The organism is Brevundimonas sp. D3-1P (assembly GCF_055809335.1).
In genome coordinates, this window is the sequence record NZ_CM147908.1 from 145,218 (window position 1) to 161,721 (window position 16,504).

The 16,504-nt window shown below is 68.7% G+C and carries 18 protein-coding genes; 6 read left to right on the top strand and 12 right to left on the bottom strand.

All coding sequences use genetic code 11. From position 1 onward, the window contains the following. The first annotated feature begins 17 nt into the window (after positions 1-17). Entirely contained in the window at positions 18-524 is a 507-nt protein-coding gene (rcdA, locus tag AC0L6G_RS00760) for a protease adaptor protein RcdA (protein WP_291537297.1), read from the top strand. Between the two features lie 8 nt (positions 525-532). Here the strand turns inward: rcdA and AC0L6G_RS00765 are convergent, their stop codons facing one another. Both AC0L6G_RS00765 and rpmE read right to left on the bottom strand, forming a co-directional pair. Continuing rightward, entirely contained in the window at positions 533-2,095 is a 1,563-nt protein-coding gene (locus AC0L6G_RS00765) for a L,D-transpeptidase family protein (protein WP_293824373.1), read from the bottom strand. Between the two features lie 160 nt (positions 2,096-2,255). Beyond that, the gene (rpmE, locus tag AC0L6G_RS00770) at positions 2,256-2,480 is read right to left on the bottom strand and encodes a 50S ribosomal protein L31 (RefSeq protein WP_087119900.1); all 225 of its coding nucleotides are present in this window, start codon (positions 2,478-2,480) and stop codon (positions 2,256-2,258) included. A 136-nt stretch (positions 2,481-2,616) separates the two neighbouring features. Between rpmE and AC0L6G_RS00775 the strand changes: the two genes are divergently transcribed. Beyond that, positions 2,617-4,485, top strand: a complete 1,869-nt coding sequence (locus AC0L6G_RS00775) for an ABC transporter transmembrane domain-containing protein (protein WP_293824375.1) — start codon at positions 2,617-2,619, stop codon at positions 4,483-4,485. Positions 4,486-4,507: 22 nt separating this feature from the next. Here the strand turns inward: AC0L6G_RS00775 and AC0L6G_RS00780 are convergent, their stop codons facing one another. From AC0L6G_RS00780 to AC0L6G_RS00805, 6 genes are all read right to left on the bottom strand, one after another. Then, positions 4,508-5,536 carry a glycerophosphodiester phosphodiesterase gene (locus tag AC0L6G_RS00780; RefSeq protein ID WP_293824377.1) on the bottom strand — a complete coding sequence of 343 codons (1,029 nt, stop codon included), beginning with the start codon at positions 5,534-5,536 and terminating at the stop codon, positions 4,508-4,510. A gap of 41 nt (positions 5,537-5,577) precedes the next feature. After that, positions 5,578-6,384: an inositol monophosphatase family protein gene (locus AC0L6G_RS00785; RefSeq protein WP_293824379.1), complete on the bottom strand. Its 807-nt coding sequence runs from the start codon at positions 6,382-6,384 to the stop codon at positions 5,578-5,580. A 173-nt stretch (positions 6,385-6,557) separates the two neighbouring features. Then, a complete protein-coding gene (gene efp, locus AC0L6G_RS00790; protein ID WP_291537304.1) occupies positions 6,558-7,124 on the bottom strand; it encodes an elongation factor P in 567 nt (188 codons plus the stop codon). A gap of 121 nt (positions 7,125-7,245) precedes the next feature. Beyond that, positions 7,246-7,785, bottom strand: coding sequence for a tryptophan-rich sensory protein (locus AC0L6G_RS00795; RefSeq protein ID WP_293824381.1), 540 nt, complete (start codon positions 7,783-7,785; stop codon positions 7,246-7,248). Positions 7,786-7,844: 59 nt separating this feature from the next. After that, positions 7,845-8,345 carry a bacterioferritin gene (gene bfr / locus AC0L6G_RS00800; protein ID WP_293824383.1) on the bottom strand — a complete coding sequence of 167 codons (501 nt, stop codon included), beginning with the start codon at positions 8,343-8,345 and terminating at the stop codon, positions 7,845-7,847. Between the two features lie 142 nt (positions 8,346-8,487). Then, positions 8,488-8,673 (bottom strand): (2Fe-2S)-binding protein, encoded by a 186-nt coding sequence (locus tag AC0L6G_RS00805; RefSeq protein WP_291537992.1) that lies wholly within the window; start codon positions 8,671-8,673, stop codon positions 8,488-8,490. 129 nt (positions 8,674-8,802) lie between these two features. Between AC0L6G_RS00805 and thiE the strand changes: the two genes are divergently transcribed. From thiE to AC0L6G_RS00820, 3 genes are read left to right on the top strand one after another with little or no spacing between them, the layout of a single operon-like run. Then, entirely contained in the window at positions 8,803-9,462 is a 660-nt protein-coding gene (gene thiE / locus AC0L6G_RS00810; protein ID WP_293824386.1) for a thiamine phosphate synthase, read from the top strand. Positions 9,463-9,521: 59 nt separating this feature from the next. Further along, positions 9,522-11,207 (top strand): sensor histidine kinase, encoded by a 1,686-nt coding sequence (locus AC0L6G_RS00815; protein ID WP_473252717.1) that lies wholly within the window; start codon positions 9,522-9,524, stop codon positions 11,205-11,207. A gap of 43 nt (positions 11,208-11,250) precedes the next feature. Beyond that, complete coding sequence (locus tag AC0L6G_RS00820; protein ID WP_473252718.1) at positions 11,251-11,952, top strand: hypothetical protein; 702 nt, start codon at positions 11,251-11,253, stop codon at positions 11,950-11,952. 3 nt (positions 11,953-11,955) lie between these two features. Here the strand turns inward: AC0L6G_RS00820 and AC0L6G_RS00825 are convergent, their stop codons facing one another. The 3 genes from AC0L6G_RS00825 to AC0L6G_RS00835 form a co-directional block, all read right to left on the bottom strand. Continuing rightward, positions 11,956-12,297 carry a VOC family protein gene (locus tag AC0L6G_RS00825; protein WP_293824392.1) on the bottom strand — a complete coding sequence of 114 codons (342 nt, stop codon included), beginning with the start codon at positions 12,295-12,297 and terminating at the stop codon, positions 11,956-11,958. A 239-nt stretch (positions 12,298-12,536) separates the two neighbouring features. Beyond that, positions 12,537-13,622: a chorismate synthase gene (gene aroC, locus AC0L6G_RS00830; RefSeq protein ID WP_293824394.1), complete on the bottom strand. Its 1,086-nt coding sequence runs from the start codon at positions 13,620-13,622 to the stop codon at positions 12,537-12,539. Between the two features lie 9 nt (positions 13,623-13,631). Continuing rightward, complete coding sequence (locus tag AC0L6G_RS00835) at positions 13,632-14,366, bottom strand: J domain-containing protein (protein WP_293824396.1); 735 nt, start codon at positions 14,364-14,366, stop codon at positions 13,632-13,634. Between the two features lie 110 nt (positions 14,367-14,476). Here AC0L6G_RS00835 and pdxH point away from each other — a divergent pair, with 110 nt between their 5' ends. Continuing rightward, positions 14,477-15,151 carry a pyridoxamine 5'-phosphate oxidase gene (gene pdxH, locus AC0L6G_RS00840; RefSeq protein ID WP_293824398.1) on the top strand — a complete coding sequence of 225 codons (675 nt, stop codon included), beginning with the start codon at positions 14,477-14,479 and terminating at the stop codon, positions 15,149-15,151. Between the two features lie 10 nt (positions 15,152-15,161). Here the strand turns inward: pdxH and queA are convergent, their stop codons facing one another. Next, positions 15,162-16,247 carry a tRNA preQ1(34) S-adenosylmethionine ribosyltransferase-isomerase QueA gene (queA, locus tag AC0L6G_RS00845; RefSeq protein WP_293824399.1) on the bottom strand — a complete coding sequence of 362 codons (1,086 nt, stop codon included), beginning with the start codon at positions 16,245-16,247 and terminating at the stop codon, positions 15,162-15,164. Between the last annotated feature and the right edge of the window lie 257 nt (positions 16,248-16,504).

A 16,504-nucleotide genomic window follows, 5' to 3' on the forward strand; every position in this document is an offset into this window, starting at 1 on the left:
CGATGATCGAAGCTGAAATGACCCTCGCCTCCGTCCCCACCTCCGCCGACCGCAGCCGCACGGTGCGCGACTTCGCCCGTTCGGAACTGTTCGACCGCACCTTCCGCGAAGGGATGGAGCTTGTGGAGGAGACCGCCGCCTATCTGGACGGCGAGGGACGGCGCGAATCCAAGATGCTGTCGCGCGCCGCCGCCCTGGCCTATGCGGCCGAGAGCATGAAGCTGACCACGCGGCTGATGCAGATCGCCTCGTGGCTGCTGGTCCAGCGGGCCGTGCGCGAGGACGACATGACGCCCGAAACGGCGTGCGAGCCGCGTTACCGCCTGAACGACCGGCGCATAGAGAGCGAGCCCAGCCACGCCGAACTGCCGATCGCCTTGGTGGAATATCTGGTGCGCTCCGAAAAGCTGTTCGAACGCACCCTTTATCTGGATCGCCGCATGTATCTGGACGACCGGGACCAGGCTCCGGCGAATCCCGTGCTCAGCCAGTTGGGATTGCTGGAAGCCGCCTTCCGAGGCTGATTCCCGGACTACGGTCCGACGTCGTTGGCGTCGGACCGGCCGTCGTCGATGGGCTTGGGCAGGTTGACGCCGATGCCCAGGGCCTGGGCCAGCTTGTCGTCGCGGCCATAGCCGTCTTCGCGGAACGCCACGCGGCCCTGACCGTCCACGAAGGCGGTCCAGTACAGCAGACGCACCGAGATTTCACGGCCGGTGGTGACGCGGGTCGTCTCGCGCGTGTCCTGAGCCGTGTCGAATTGGGCCAGTTTGGCCGGATCGGGCGACAGCAGCAGGCGCGCGAACTCCACCGCGTTCTGCACCCGCACGCAGCCGTGGCTGCGCTGGCGCATCGAAAGATTGAACGCGGCCTTCGACGGAGTGTCGTGCAGGAAGATGGCGTAGCTGTCGCGCAGTTCGAACTTCACATAGCCCAGGGCCGAGCGGGGGCCGGCGCGCTGGATGACCATGCCGTCCTTCACATACATGTCGTTGGCGGCCAGATACCCCGGGCCCTTGGGCAGGATTTCGCGGCGCGCGATGCCGGCCGGCACATACCAGGGCGGATTGGCGACGACCGAGGCGAAGGGCTTTTCCAGGCTGGGGGTCTGGTTCTCGGCCGAGCCGACCACGACGCGATTGGAATGAACGGGCTTGCCGTCCTTCCAATAGACCATGATGGCCGCGGCGGTGTTGACCTCGATCCGCTCGGGGGCCAGGTCGCGCTTCAGCCAGCGGCGGCGCTCCAGGTTCAGGGCGATCTGGCGCGCCCGATCCTCGGCCGAGGCGGACAGCGAACGCTGCGTTCCCGCGCCGATCCGACCATCGGCGCCCAGGCCGTGCCGATTCTGGAAGCTTTGCACCGCGCGTTGCAGTTCGGCGTTATAGGTCAGGCCCTGCGCCTTCAGGCGCGCGCCGTCGGCGGCCGACAGGTCGCCTTCGGCCGTCAGACGGTCGATCAAGGCGGGGATGCGGCGGTCGCTGTTTCCGGGTTCGATGGTCGCGCCTTGCGCGAACCGGGGCCAGCCGCCCTGGGCCGCCAGGCGGCGATAGCGCACATAGCCCGCCGACAGGTTCTGATAGCCGATGTCGGTCGGCGCCAGGCCGTCGAACCAGTTGGGCAGGACGTTGCGGTTCAGGGCGTCGGTCAGGCCGCGCGGCAGGTCCACGCGGTTCTTCTGCATCTCCCACAGGTCCTCGACCGTTTCCGGCCGCACCTTGCCCTCGGCCAGGACGCGGGCGTAGGCCAGGGCCGCCGCCGTCGTGCGCAGGTCCGCGCTGGCCGGGTCGGCCGCCAGACCCACGAAGTCGAAATAATCCGCCGTCGCCAGCCCATGTCGGTCCGCGCGCGCGGCGGCGGCGTTCAGGGCGCGCACCCGCTCGGCGTTCCACACCGGCCGCCAGTTGTTCAGCTCGTAAAAGGCGCGGACATCGGCCTGCTGGGTTTCGGGCAGGCGCGAAATCTGATCGTTGAAGCTGTTGTAGAAGGCGGTCGCTTCCGGGCCGCGCTGCACGAAGACCTGTTGCGCGCGCGCCGCGGAGCCGAGGGCCATGGCCGCCGTCGCGACGCCCAGACCCAGTTGCCGTCTATTCATATCCTGTCCGCTTCTTCGATCGCTTCGGCCAGCTTGGCCGACGCCCCTGGTACCCGAACGTCCCTACATTATCGGTGTTCCGGGCAAACAAAAAGCGCCGGTCTTGCGACCGACGCCCTTCGAGACCTGTTTGCTGCAACATGTCGCAGCCGACAAGGTCCTACTTCTTGATGAAGCCGGCGAACTTGTTGTTGAAGCGCGAAACGCGGCCGCCGCGGTCCATCAGCTGGGCGTTGCCGCCGGTCCAGGCCGGGTGCGTCGTCGGATCGATGTCCAGGTTCAGCGTGTCGCCTTCCTTACCGTAGGTCGAACGGGTCTGGTAGGAGGTGCCGTCGGTCATCACCACGGTGATGAAGTGATAGTCGGGATGGGTATCCGCTTTCATGGTCGTCGTCCGGTCTCTGGCGCGATGACGATGCCGACCGTCGGTGCGCGTGAAATTGAGAATCCCGCCGAAAGATCCAGCGGGAAAGAGCGCGGCGTTTACACTGAGGGGCGTTCCGGGGCAAGAGGCGGGCGCCATGACCGATCAGACCGCCTCCGCCCCCTCCGCCAACCGCGCTTCCGGTCTGGCCTCCGTCGAGGGACGGCCGAGCGCCGGCGCCCTGCTGGCCGACCAGATGGCCGAGGCGGGGGCCAAGCGCGCCAAGCGCCGCGACATCCGTCCGCTGGCCCGTTTGATCCCCTTCGCCATGCGGCACAAGGGCCATGCCCTGATGGCGGTCTTCTGGCTGCTCTTGTCCACCGCCGCCTCCCTGGGGCTGACCGGCCTGGCGCGCGGCGCCATCGACTACGGGTTCGAGGCGGGCGGCGCGCACCTGAACCTGTGGTTCGTCCTGCTGGGCGCCAACGCCCTGTTCCTGGGGCTGGCCACGGCCGCCCGCTACTATTTCGTCACCCGCACGGGCGAGCGCGTCATCGCCGATGTCCGAAAGGGCCTGTTCGGCCGCATCCTGACGCTGGATCCGTCCTTCTACGCCCAGATGCGGACCGGCGAGGTGCTGTCGCGCCTGACCACCGACATCGCCCTGGTCGAGACGTTGATGACCACCTCGATCTCCTATGCGCTCAGGAACTTCCTGACCCTGATCGGCGGCGTGATCCTTCTGTTCTTCGTCAGTCCCAAGCTGACCGGATTCGTGCTTTTGATCGTGCCCTTCCTCTTGGGGCCGATCTTCATCTTCGGCCGTCGGGTCCGCAAACTGACCGTGGCGTCCCAGGATCGCTTCGCCAACGCCGTCGGCTTCGCGGGCGAAAGCGTCGACGCCATCGAGACGGTCCAGGCCTTCGGCCGCGAGCAAAGCGCCATCGCCCGCTTCGGCGCGGCGGTCGAGGACGCCTTTTCCGCCTCGCTCACCCGGATGCAGGCCCGCGCCTGGATGACGGCCCTGATCATCGTCGTCATGTTCGGCGGCGTGACCCTGGTGCTGTGGCTGGGCGCGCAGGACGTGGTCGCCGGCGTCATGACGCCTGGCGCCCTGCTGCAATTCGTCCTGCTGTCGGTCTTCGCCGCCGGGGCCGTGGGCGCGCTGGGCGAAAGCTGGGGCGACGTGCAGAAGGCCGCTGGCGCCATGGAGCGGATCGAGGAGTTGATGCGCGCCGTCCCCGGCATCGCGCCGCCCGCCCATCCGTCGATCCTGCCCCAGCCGCCGCGTGGAGAACTGTCGATGTCGGCCGTCGGCTTCGCCTATCCCGGACGGCCCGATCTGCCGGCCCTGAAAGGGTTCAGCCTGACCGTTCGGCCGGGCGAGACCGTGGCCCTGGTCGGCCCGTCGGGCGCGGGCAAGTCCACCGTCTTTCGTCTGTTGCTGCGGTTCTACGATCCGCAGAGCGGCATGGTCTCGGTCGACGGCGTCGACGTGCGCCAGGCCGATCCCGTCGCCGTGCGCGCGCGTTTCGCCTGGGTCTCGCAGGAGACGCCCCTGTTTTCCGGCTCGGCGCTCGAGAACATCCGTTTCGGCCGCGAGGACGCCACCCTGGAAGAGGCCCGCGCCGTGGCCGAGAAGGCTCAGGCCCTGGGCTTCATCGACGCCCTGCCGGAAGGATTCGACACCCCTCTGGGCGAACGCGGCAAGAGCCTGTCGGGCGGCCAGCGCCAGCGCCTGGCCATCGCCCGCGCCCTGGTCCGCGACGCCCCCATCCTGTTGCTGGACGAGGCGACCAGCGCGCTCGACGCCGAAAGCGAACGCCTGGTCCAGGCGGCGCTGGATCAGGCGATGGAGGAGCGCACCACCCTGGTCATCGCCCACCGTCTGGCCACCGTCCTGCGCGCCGACCGCATCGTGGTGATGGACGACGGCCGCGTGGTGGAGGAGGGGACGCACGATCAGCTGGTCGCCAGGGGCGGACTCTACGCCCGACTGGCCGAACTGCAGTTCCGCGCGGGCTGATCGCGGCGGCCGAGAGCGGGGACTACAGCCCCGCCCGCGCCAATCCAGGGAAGTCGCTGAAGATGGCGTCCACGCCGGTCTCGGCCAGCGCGCGGACATAGGCCGCCATGTCGCCATGGTCCGCCAGGCCCTCGCCCCGGCGATGTTCGGCGGGCAGGAAGGCGTTTTCCGCCCGCACGGTCCAGACCACCACCTTCAGCCCCGCCGCATGGGCGTCGGCGACCAGGGCGCTGGGCGCCGTGCTGCGGCCCTCGGCGTCGCGTGGCAGGACCAGGGTCATCTCCGGCGCGACCCAGGCGGCGTATGCGGCCATGGTCTTCAGCCCCTCGGGCGTGATCATCTCGGCATAGGTCAGGCCGGGCCGATCCGCCGGGCCGCCGGCGCCGCTCACCAACTGCGCCAGGGGCGCGTCGATCCGTTTCGACAGCCGCTCCAGCGGGCCGACCTCGAAACACTGGACGATGACGGGCGCATCCGCCCCCGTCAGTCCCAGCCGCTCCAGTTCGGCGACGAAGGCGTCTTCCATCGGCAGGCCGATCCCGGCGAAATAGGTCGGGTGTTTCAACTCCGGCGCCACGGCGATGGTGCGTCCTGTCCGCGCCGAGGCCGCGCGTGCGATGGCCACGACCTCGCCGAAGGTCAGGATCGGCTCCTGCCCGTCGAAGGCCGCGCCGCCCGGACGAAAGGCGGGCAGCCGCTCCCTGGCCCGCAGGGTCTTCAGTTCCGCCAGGGTGAAGTCCTCGGTGAACCAGCCCGTCGTCTCGACCCCGTCGACGACCTTGGTGGTCTTGCGATCCGCGAACTCGGGATGGCGTTCGACATCGGTCGTGCCGCCGATCTCGTTCTCGTGCCGGTCCACGAAGACGCCGTCCCGGGTCAGGACCAGGTCCGGCTCGATCACGTCCGCGCCCTGTTCGACGGCCAGTTCATAGGCCGTGCGCGTGTGTTCGGGCCGCTCGCCGGAGGCGCCGCGGTGGGCGATGATCAGGGGCTGAGACAAGGCCGGCGTTCCCGTCAGAAGGATCAGGGCGCCCAGGATGAAACGGATCATCCGCCCTGGATAGGGCAGGGGCGCGACAGGCCCGTGACGCCCTACGCCGCTTGCAGCACCTTGCGCAGGTGCGGATGCAGTTCGGTGTTGGACGCCAGGATCGACACGCCCGTCTTGGGATCGCCGTCCTCGTCGATGGTGGTGACGCGCCCGCCCGCCTCGGTGACGAACAGTATGCCCGCCGCCACGTCCCAGGGCTTCAGATTGCGCTCGTAATAGGCGTCGTAGCGGCCCGCGGCGACCCAGGCGAAATCAAGGGCGGCCGAGCCCAGGCGGCGGATGCCGGCGACGCGCTGGCCCACCGCGTGTATGTCCTTGATGGCCTGGGCGTGGCCGGTTTTGCCGATGAAGGGCAGGCCGGTGGCGATCAGGCATTCCGACAGGTCGCGACGACCGGCGACGCGGATGCGCTGGTCATTCAGATAGCAGCCCTTGCCCTTTTCGGCCCAGAACAGTTCGTTCATGACCGGGTTGTAGGTGACGCCCGCGACGATCTCGCTGGGGCCGTCCGGCGCGCGGCGCTCCAGCCCCACCGTGATGGCGAAATGGGGCATGGCGTGCATGAAGTTGGTGGTGCCGTCGATCGGATCGACGATCCAGGTGTGGGACTTGTCGGTCCCCTCGACCATGCCGCGTTCCTCCCCCAGGAAGCCGTAGCCGGGGCGGGCCTTCATCAGCAGTTCGAACAGGGTGTCTTCCGCCTTCAGGTCGGCGGCCGTGACGAAGTCGCCGGGGCCTTTCCTCGACACCTGAAGCTGCGACACCTCGCCGAAGTCGCGCAGCATCGGGCGGGCGGTCTTGCGAACCGCATCGGTCATGACTTGAAGCAGGGCGGAAGCGAGGGCCATCGGCGGATCTCCTGGTCCGGCTGTCCTTCAAGGCATCGGCCCGGACAGACGGAGAAGTTCAAGGGCGACGTCTGAGCGGCGTCGGTGAGAAGTGTCCGTGAGCAAGGGGTGAGCGAACAGGGCGGCCTCGGCTCACCTCTTCGCTCACTGACATCCCTCGCTCACCCAAACAGTCAGTCCGCCCGGCGGACGTATTCCCCGCTGGTCGTATCGACGACGATCTTCTCGCCGGCCGACATATAGGGCGGGATCATGATGCGCACGCCGTTGGAGGCCAGAGCGGGCTTGTAGGAGGATGAGGCGGTCTGGCCTTTCACGGTCGGCTCGGTCTCGGCGACTTCCAGCACGACCTGATCGGGCAGCTCCAGGCCGATCGGACGGTCTTCGTGCATCTCGATGACGACCTTCATGCCTTCCTGCAGATAGGGAATCCGCTCGTCGCCGACCCAGTCCTTCTGCAGTTCGATCTGCTCGTAGGTGGCGTCGTCCATGAAGACCAGGCTGTCGCCGTTGTCGAACAGATAGGAGAAGTCCTTCTGCTCCAGCGTGACGCGCTCGACCTTGTCTTCCGAACGGAAGCGTTCGTTCAGCTTGTTGCCGGTCTCGAGGTTCTTGGCCTCGACGTTGGCGAAGGCGCCGCCCTTGCCGGGCTTGACGTGGCTGGCCTTGGTGACGACCCACAGGCCGCCGTTGTGCTGCAGGACCATGCCGGGCTTGATGGTGTTGCCGTTGATCTTCATGGGGTCACATCGGGAATAGGGTTGCGCGCTCGCACCCGTTCCGGGCCGAGGCGAATAGGGCGCGATCCCTAGAGGAAGCCCCGACAAAGGGCAAGGCGACGCGCGCTCATGCCGGGACCGACTACGCCTCGTCGGTCTTGCGATGCAGGAAGTTGCCCAGCCGCACGCCCGAACCGGTCGGGGCGGCCATCTTGCCGGCGCCCTCGTCCAGCTTGCGCGCCTCGTGGGCGAAGGCGGCGGCCAGACCGGCCGAGGACATGGCGGCGACGACCTGGCGCGCCATCGATGCGGGGCGCAGGCCCAGCCAGATGGCGTTCACCGTCTGGGCCGCGACCCACAGGCCCATGGCGCGCGTGCGCGCCTGCTGCGGCGGGGCGTTCCACACCCGCACGGCCGACAGGGTCGTCGCCGAAAACACCGCCGGCAGGATCAGACTGAACGCCCCTTTCGGCTTTTCGGTGATCGGCAGGTCCCCGTCGCGCACCTGCTTGAAATTGCGCCGCGGCTTCAACGCGCCCGAGGCGATGGTGTGGGCCAGAAGGGCGAAACCGACGGTCAGGGCGATCCCCGCCGCGACATGGCCGGCGCTGCGTCCCTCGCTGTTCAGCAGGTCCACGGCGGCGTCGCGCACGTCGTCGATGGCGTCGTCGATATCGGTCATGGCGCGCTCCAGCTTGGCCCTTGTGAAAGGCTAATGACCGGATCGAACGGCGGTTCCCATCAGTTTCCGGTGGCCGCGCCGTCGGTCACGATCTCCTTCATGGCCGCCTGCAGATAGTTCTGCGCGCCCATCAGTTCGATCAGCTTGTGCTGGTTTTCCAGGAAGTCGATGTGCTCTTCGGTGTCGGCCAGGATTTTCATCAACAGGTCGCGGCTGACGTAGTCGCGCATCTCCTCGCACTGGGTCACGGCGGCGGCGGTGGTCGCGCGGCTGTCCAGCTCCAGCTGCAGATCGGCGCCCAGGCATTCTATGGGATCTTCGCCCACCTTCAGCTTGTGCAGGTCCTGCAGATTGGGCAGGCCGTCCAGGAACAGGATGCGTTTGATCAGCATGTCGGCGTGCTTCATCTCGCCGATCGATTCTTCGTAGATGACGTGTCCCAGATGAGCCAGGCCCCAGCTTTCGAACATGCGGGCGTGCAGGAAATACTGGTTCACCGCCGTCAGTTCGTTGGTGAGCACCGCGTTCAGAGTGCGCAGGATTGCGGGGTCGCCCTTCATGGCCATGGTCCTTGGTCTCGTCACGGCGCATCGGTCGCCGTCAGCCGACGCCATACCACATCAGAGCGCGCATTGTTTACTTGCGACTTCTTATCATCGCATTGATAGTGCGAGTGATTTTCGACCGCGCGAGATGGCGGTCCTACTCGGCTGCGAGTGCGAAGGCTTCGCGGCTGTCCTGGATCATCTGGCGCATCTCGCAGACGCATTTGGCGCACTGCGCCTGGCATTGATGGCTGGCGAAGATGTCGCGCGGCCGGCTGGCGCCCGCCTCTATGGATTGAGCCACATCCCGCTTGCGAAGGCCGTTGCAGTTGCAGACGTACACGAGTTTCTACGCGATCCACCGACTGAGAATGGTTCGCTATATCACTCCTTAAGGCGATTGCAAGTCGTTCTCATGCGCTGGACCGCTCGCGGCCGTTGACGCGGGGTCGCAAGGGAGGGAAGGACGGCTATGGCCAAGACCTCGCTCGTCCCCGACCGCCCGCCGTGCCGGCTGTACCTGATCACGCCGCCGGCGATTTCCGACCTCGACGCCTTCGCCGCCACCCTGGATCAGGCGCTGGCGGCCGGCGACGTGGCGGCGCTGCAGATTCGCCTGAAACCGGCCGATGACGACGCGATCCGACGTGCGGTCGATGTCCTCGCGCCTGTCTGCCGTCGGCATGATGTCGCGGTCATCCTGAACGACCGCCCCGACCTGGCGCGCGCCGCCGGCTGCGACGGGGTCCACATCGGCCAGGGGGATGCGTCGCTGGCCGAGGCGCGGCGCATCATGGGACCGGACGCCATGATCGGCGTCACCTGCCATGACGACCGCGATCTGGCCTGGGACGCCGCCGAGAACGGCGCCGACTACGTCGCCTTCGGCGCCTTCTATCCGACCTCGACCAAGGCGACGGTTCACCGCCCTTCGCTGGACTTGCTGACCGTCTGGCAGGAAACCGTGGAGACGCCCTGCGTCGCCATCGGCGGCATCACCCTGGAGACGGCCGAGCAGGTGGCCCGGGCCGGCGCCGATTTCGTCGCCGTCAGCGGCGGAATCTGGAGCTACGAAGGCGGCGCAGCCGAGGCGGTTAAGTTGTTCAATCGAAAGTTGAACTTCCAACTTTAAGGGATGTTAGGAACCCTGTGGTCATTTGCGCCCTGACGCTTTCCGGTCAGGACGCTTTCATGATCATGAGCCGTGCGCTCAACAGCGACGTCTCCCCCGTCGAGTCTCGGACGGCGCCGCCGAAGGCTGGCCGATATTCGAGCGAACGCGGCGAGGGATCGGACGCCTTCCGTCCGCTGGCTCCGGTCCTGACCGGGGTGGCGGTGGCCATACTCGTCGCCACGGCCGTCGCCTATGGGCGTTCTGCGGGGCTGGTCGCCGGCTTCTGGGGGGCGAGCGGCGTCGCCATCGCCGTGTGGTTGCGGACCAGCCGGGGGCGGGCCAACGACCTGACGTTCGCCGGGGTGCTGACGGTGAGCATCCTGATCGGAGAGATCATCGCCGGCAACAGGCCCCTGCTGGCTCTGGCCTTCGCCATCGTCAACATGATCGAAATCGTCGGGGCGGTGCTGCTGGCGCGGCGCTTCGCGCCGACGCTGAACCTGTCGACCCTGAACGGGGCGGCAGGTTTCCTGTTCTTCGCGGCGGGTCTGGCGCCTCTTCCCGCCGCTTTGGGCAGTGTCGTGATTCAGATGCAACTGGGCCAGGCGGAGGTCTGGCAGGGATTTCAGACCTGGTGGTTGGGCCATGCCTTGGGCATCGCCGTCTTGGGCGCGATGGGTTTGTCGCTGACGCGCGCCACCCTGGTTCGTCTGACCCGTCCGAACAAGATGGTCGAGGCGGCCGTGCTGCTGGCCGGCTTGCTGGGCTTCTATTACGCCGGGTTCGCCGGTCATTTTTCGGCGCGCTTCCTCCTGTTGCCCCTGCTCATGGTCATCGCGGTGCGGCTGGGCGTGGCGGGCATCGCCTTCGCCCTGATCCTGGTCACGCTCTTGTCCGTGGGCGGGGCGATGATGGGGCATGGACCCTATGGACAGGGCAGCCGGGCTGAGCAGGTCGTGATGGCCCAGATGCTTGTGCTGATCGGCTATATGCCGATCCTGCTGGTCGCCTCCCTGCTGGAAGAGCGCGACGTGCTGGCCGAGCGCGCGCGGGCGGGCCGGGAAAGAGCGGAGAAGGCGTCGGAAGCCAAGTCGCGCCTTCTGGCCAACGTCGCCCACGAGATCAAGAGTCCGGTCGCCGGGATCATCGGCATCGGCGATCTGTGGCGTCAGGGACAACTGGGGCCGATCACGGCGCAACAGGCCGAGATGTCCCAGGTGCTGGTCGGCACCGCCCGCCAGATCGAGACCCTGGCCCACGACCTGCTGGATGTGGCGCGCGCCGAATCCGGCTCGGTTCGGGTCGAACTGCGGCCGACCGACATTCCCGGACTGCTGGAGGACGTCCGCCGCATCTGTCTGCTGCGCCCCGAGGCCGGCAAGACCGTGATCGACGTCGTGTGCGAGGGCGACGGCTTGATCGCCGTGGCGGATTCCCAGCGCCTGGTTCAGGTCGTGACCAATCTGACGATCAACGCCCTCAAATACGGCGCCTCGGGCGGGCGCGTCGTTCTGCGGGCGCTGCGGGACGAGGATTGCGTGCGGATCGAGGTCGTCGATTTCGGTCCCGGCCTGTCCGTGCAGAAACAGGCCCAGCTGTTCGAGCCTTTCAACCGTCTGGGGCTGGAGCGTTCGGCCCTGGAAGGGCACGGCGTCGGCCTGGCCCTGGCCAAGCGGCTGGTGGAGCTTCAGGCCGGGTCCATCGGCGTGGAATCGGCCCCCGGCGAAGGCGCGACCTTCTGGGTGTCCATCCCGAAGGCGTGAGGCCGCGCTTGCGAAGCGGGCGCCGCCGCGCGATGGTCCGGCCATGACCCTGATCGCCCTCGCCACAGCCTTCGCCCTGTCCGGTCAGGCCGCGCCGCCGCCGCGCGGCGCCAGCGACCTGACGCGGGACCTGAACAGCGCGCCGCCCTCCGCAGCATCGGCAGCCCCCCGCCCGGCGACGCCGGCGCCCGCCGCGACCGATCTGCGAGCCGCGACCGTTCCGACTGGAACCGCGCCCGCGCCGTCGGCTGCACAGAGACCGGCCCCGGCCCCGCAGGCGACGGCGCCCCGTCCGTCCGCCATAGCCCCGTCGACCCGGCCTGCGGCGCCCGCGACGGCGCCCCAGGCCACGCCTGCCATGCCGCAGACTGCGCCCGCGCCGGCGGCTCTGGATGCGGCTGGGGTCGCCGCCCTTCCGTTCCGCATCGAACTTCCGGCCGGCGTGGTCGTGGTTCCGGGGCGGGCGGGCGCGGACGCCGCCATCTACCGCATCCAGCGCGACGGCCAGACCCTGGTCATGATCTACGCCGGGCCGTCGTCCCAGTTTCCGATCTATGACGGCGACATGGTTCGCACGGGCGCGCGCGCTTCCATCGTCGTCAACGAAGCGGGCCGACGCCTGGCGATGGAGCACCTGTTCCAACGCGCCGCGGCGCCCAAGGAAATTCACGTCTGGGTCGCCAGCGTCGCCGGCGCCGACCGCGATCTGGCCGAACGGATCGGCCAGTCGGTCGATCCGCGCTGAGAATCAGCTCTCGGACCAGACCGCCATCTCGGTCCCCGCCGGATCGGCGAAGTGAAAGCGCCGCCCGCCGGGGAAGGCGTAGATCGGCCTGACGATGCGCCCGCCCGCCGCCTCGACGCGGGTCTGCATGGCCTCCAGATCGCGCGCATAAAGAACGGGCAGGGGCGCGCGCGTCCGATCCGCCGGATCGGCGTCGAAACCCCCGTCCAGCCCCTGGTCGAAGGCCGCATAGGTCGGGCCGTAGTCCACGAAAGCCCAGCCGAACGCCTGGCTGTAGAAGGCCTTGGTTTGCGCCATGTCCGCCGCCGGCAGTTCGAGGTAGTCCAGCTTGCCGTCTTCACGCACGGTTGATCTCCTGATCTTCGAGCCGCCGACCGACCCTCTTGCACGGCGGCCCGACTTGCGCAAACCTGCAAACGGTTCGCAGTCGCAGGAGTCGAGCGGTGATCGTGATGACCACGGGGTTGGCGGGCCTGGTGGCCCTGATGCAGCGGGAACAGAGGCCTTTGACGCGACAGGCCGGGCCGGCCTCGCGTCCGGTCGCGTCGGCATTGGACGCGCCGCGTCGGCCCGGCGCCTGATCCTCAGCCGACCTGGGCGCGGTGCCTCAGCATGGCGTCGGCCAGGACGCAGGCGGCCATGGCCTCGACCACCGGCACGGCGCGCAGGGCGACGCACGGATCATGACGACCCTTGGTGCGCAGATCCGTTTCATGGCCGTCGCGGGTGATGGTCTGGCGCAGCGTCAGGATGGAGGAGGTGGGCTTGAACGCCACGCGCGCCGTCACCGGCTGCCCCGTCGAAATCCCGCCCAGTACCCCGCCGGCCTTGTTCGACAGAAAGACCGGCTGCTTGTTCAGGTCCAGCCGCATCTCGTCGGCGTTCTCTTCGCCCGTCAGTTCCGCCGCCTCGAACCCTGCGCCGATCTCCACGCCCTTGGCGGCGTTGATCGACATCAGGGCGGCGGCCAGCTCCGCATCCAGCTTGCCGTAGATCGGCGCGCCCCAACCCGCCGGCACGCCCGTCGCCTCCAGCGCCACGACCGCGCCGATGGAGGAGCCGGCCTTGCGCACCTCGTCCAGATAGGCCTCCCAGGCGGGAACGACCGCGGCCGAGGCGGCGAACAGCGGATTGTCGCGCACGGCGTCGAAATCCACGGCTTCGGGCGCGATCCGGTGCGGCCCGATCTGCACCACGCCGGCCCTGATCTTGACGCCGTCGCCCAGCACCCGGCGCGCCACGGCCCCGGCGGCGACGCGGCTGGCCGTCTCGCGCGCCGAGGATCGGCCGCCGCCGCGATGGTCCCGCACCCCGTATTTGGTCTGATAGGCATAGTCGGCGTGGCCGGGGCGATAGGCTCGGGCGATCTCCCCATAGTCCTTGGACCGCTGGTCCTCGTTCTCGATCAGGATCGAGATCGGCGCGCCGGTCGTCACGGGGCCCGCGCCGTCGTCGAACACGCCCGACAGGATGCGGGCGGCGTCGCTTTCCCTGCGCTGGGTGACGAACCGGCTGCCGCCCGGCTTCCTCTGGTCCAGCCAAGGCTGGATGTCGGCCTCGGTCAGCGGGAGCAGCGGGGGGCAGCCGTCGACCACGCAGCCGATGGCCGGGCCGTGGCTTTCGCCCCAGGTGGTCACGCGAAACAGATGGCCGAAGGTGTTGTGCGACATGGCCTCGACTTAGGCCGCCAGACGTTCCTGCGTCCAGACCCGCGTGAACCGGACCAGCAGGTCCTCGGCCGCCGACGGCGTGTCCGACGACGGGATCAGGGTGACGAACAGATGCCCCGCGGCCCGCGATCCGCGCGCCGGCAGGCCCAGTCCCTTCAGCCGCACCCGGACCGGCGCGGCCATGTCGGCCGTGATCCAGGCCGACCGGGCGCCGGCATGGGTCTCGATCTCCACCCGGCCGCCATCGGCCATCAGCCGACGCTCGACCGGCCAGGACATGAACAGATCGTCGCCCATGACCGACAGCCCGTCTTCGGGCCGGATCAGCACGGACAGATACAGGTCGCACCCGTCCGCCGCGCCGCCGCTCAGCCGCAGATGGTCGCCGGTGCGCAGGCCCTTCGGCGCCGTCACCCGCACCGTGCGCGTCCCCAGCCTGACCTCGACCTTGCCGCCGCTCAGGGCCTGGATCGGCGTCAGGGTCAGGACCGGGGCCGGCGCCGGGCGGGCGCTGGGCGCGGCCAGGGCCGGGCGGACCGGCCGATGCGCCTGGATCAGGCGATAGGCGGCGATCACGCGCCGGAACCGCTCGGCGTCGCCGCCCGGCTGGTCGGGGCGGGCCGACTTGACGGCCGAGCGGAAGGCGGCCTTCAGCGCCGGCGCATCCGCATCGCCCGCCACGCCCAGGATCGCCAGGGCCTCGCGGACGCCGGAAACGTCGAATGCAGGACGGTGCGCGCTCATGGCCCCATCGTCGGCCGATCAGGGTCAATGGGCGGTTAACCGTGACGGCGCGGCCTTCGTTTTTGACCTCGGTCATTCCCACCGTTCGGCCCAGGGGCTAGATCGGGGCCATGACAGCATCCGTGATCCCGCCCAGCCCGTCGCGCGAGGACTACGCCCGCGACTACGCCGCCGCCCTGGCCGCCAATGGCGACGAGACGATCTTCGCGCGTCCCGAACCCATCGGCCTGTTCGTCGAATGGCTGGCCGATGCGCGCGCGCATGAGCCGAACGACGCCAACGCCATGACCCTATCCACCGTCGACGCCGACGGTCTGCCGGACGCGCGGATCGTGCTGCTGAAGGACGTCGATGCGCGCGGCTTCACCTTCTATTCCAACGCCGAGAGCGCCAAGGGCGTCGAACTGGCCGCGCATCCGGCGGCCGCCCTGACCTTTCATTGGAAGACCCTGCGTCGTCAGGTGCGGGTGCGCGGCGCCGTCCAGCCGGTCTCGACGGCGGAGGCGGACGCCTATTTCGCCAGTCGCGCCCGCGAAAGCCGGATCGGCGCCTGGGCCTCGGACCAGTCGCGGCCCCTGTCGGATCGCGCGGCGCTGGAAGAGGCCGTCGGGCGCGAAACCGCGCGGTTCGACGGGCAGGATGTGCCCCGCCCCGACCGCTGGACCGGCTGGCGGGTGACGCCGCGATCGGTGGAGTTCTGGCGCGACCGGCCTTTCCGTCTGCATGACCGGCTGCGCTTTAACCGAGACGGCGACGCCTGGAGCCGCGAACGCCTCTGGCCCTGACGGCCGCGCCTCAGTCGCGGAACAACAGCGACCCGTCGCCGTAGGAATAGAAGCGATAGCCGTCCGCCACCGCATGGGCGTAGGCCGCCTTCATCGTGTCGGTTCCGGCGAAGGCGCTGACCAGCATGAACAGGGTCGACTTCGGCAGGTGGAAGTTGGTCATCAGCACATCGACCGCCCTGAACCGATAGCCGGGCGTGATGAAGATGGCCGTGTCGCCGTGAAAGGGCCTGATCGTTCCGTCCTCGTCCGTGGCGCTTTCCAGCAGGCGCAAGGAGGTGGTGCCGACACAGACGATGCGGCCGCCGTTCGCGTGCACGGCGTTCAGGGCGGCGGCGGTGTCGGGCGACACCTCGCCCCATTCGCTGTGCATCCTGTGGTCGGCCAGGTCGTCGGCCTTGACGGGCAGGAAGGTGCCGGCCCCGACATGCAGCGTCACCGCATGGGTCGTGACCCCCCTGGCGCGGATGGCCTCCAGCAGGGCCGGCGTGAAGTGCAGGCCTGCCGTCGGCGCGGCGACCGACCCGTCGTGCTCGGCGAAGACGGTCTGATAGTCGGAGCGGTCGCGCTCGTCCTCGGGTCGTTTGGCGGCGATATAGGGGGGCAGGGGCATCACCCCGACCTCGCGGATCGCGTCGTCCAGCGCCGGGCCGGACAGATCGAACCTCAGGGTGATCAGGCCGTCGTCGCCCTTGGCCGTCGCCGTCGCATCCAGCCGGCCCAGGTCGCAGGCGGCGTCGGCTTCATGCCCGAACCTTATCCGGTCGCCCGGCTTGATGCGTTTGCCCGGCTTCATGAAGGCGGACCAGACGTCGGGCGCGTCGCGGTGGTGCAGGGTGGCCTCGACCTCGACCGTCAGGATTTCGTCCTCCACGCCGATCCGCTGACGCACGCCCGACAAGCGGGCGGGGATGACGCGCGTGTCGTTGAACACCAGGGCGTCGCCGGGGCGCAGGAAGTCCGGCAGGTCGCGAACGACCCGATCCTCCAGCGCGCCGTTCCTGACGACCAGCAGTCGGGCGGAATCGCGCGGATCGGCCGGTCGCAGGGCGATCCGGTCTTCAGGCAGGTCGAAATCGAAATCGGCGGTCTTCATCGGGCGCTCTATAGGGGCGTCCGACGCCCTGCGCCACGTGGCGCCCGCCGACACGCGCTTTCGCCCATCCCCGCCTTCTGAATCCTATCGGGAATTTCCGGCCGAACGACTTTCGACCTACCGGTCCTTGGCGCGGTGGTAGGATGGTCGCCGATCTTTGAAAGGGCGATTTCATACGATTCACACTATTCAGACGGTGAAAATTGCCGCTGGCGTCCGACGCCGTCCACCCCGGGCGCGAACGCCCCGGCCCAGGC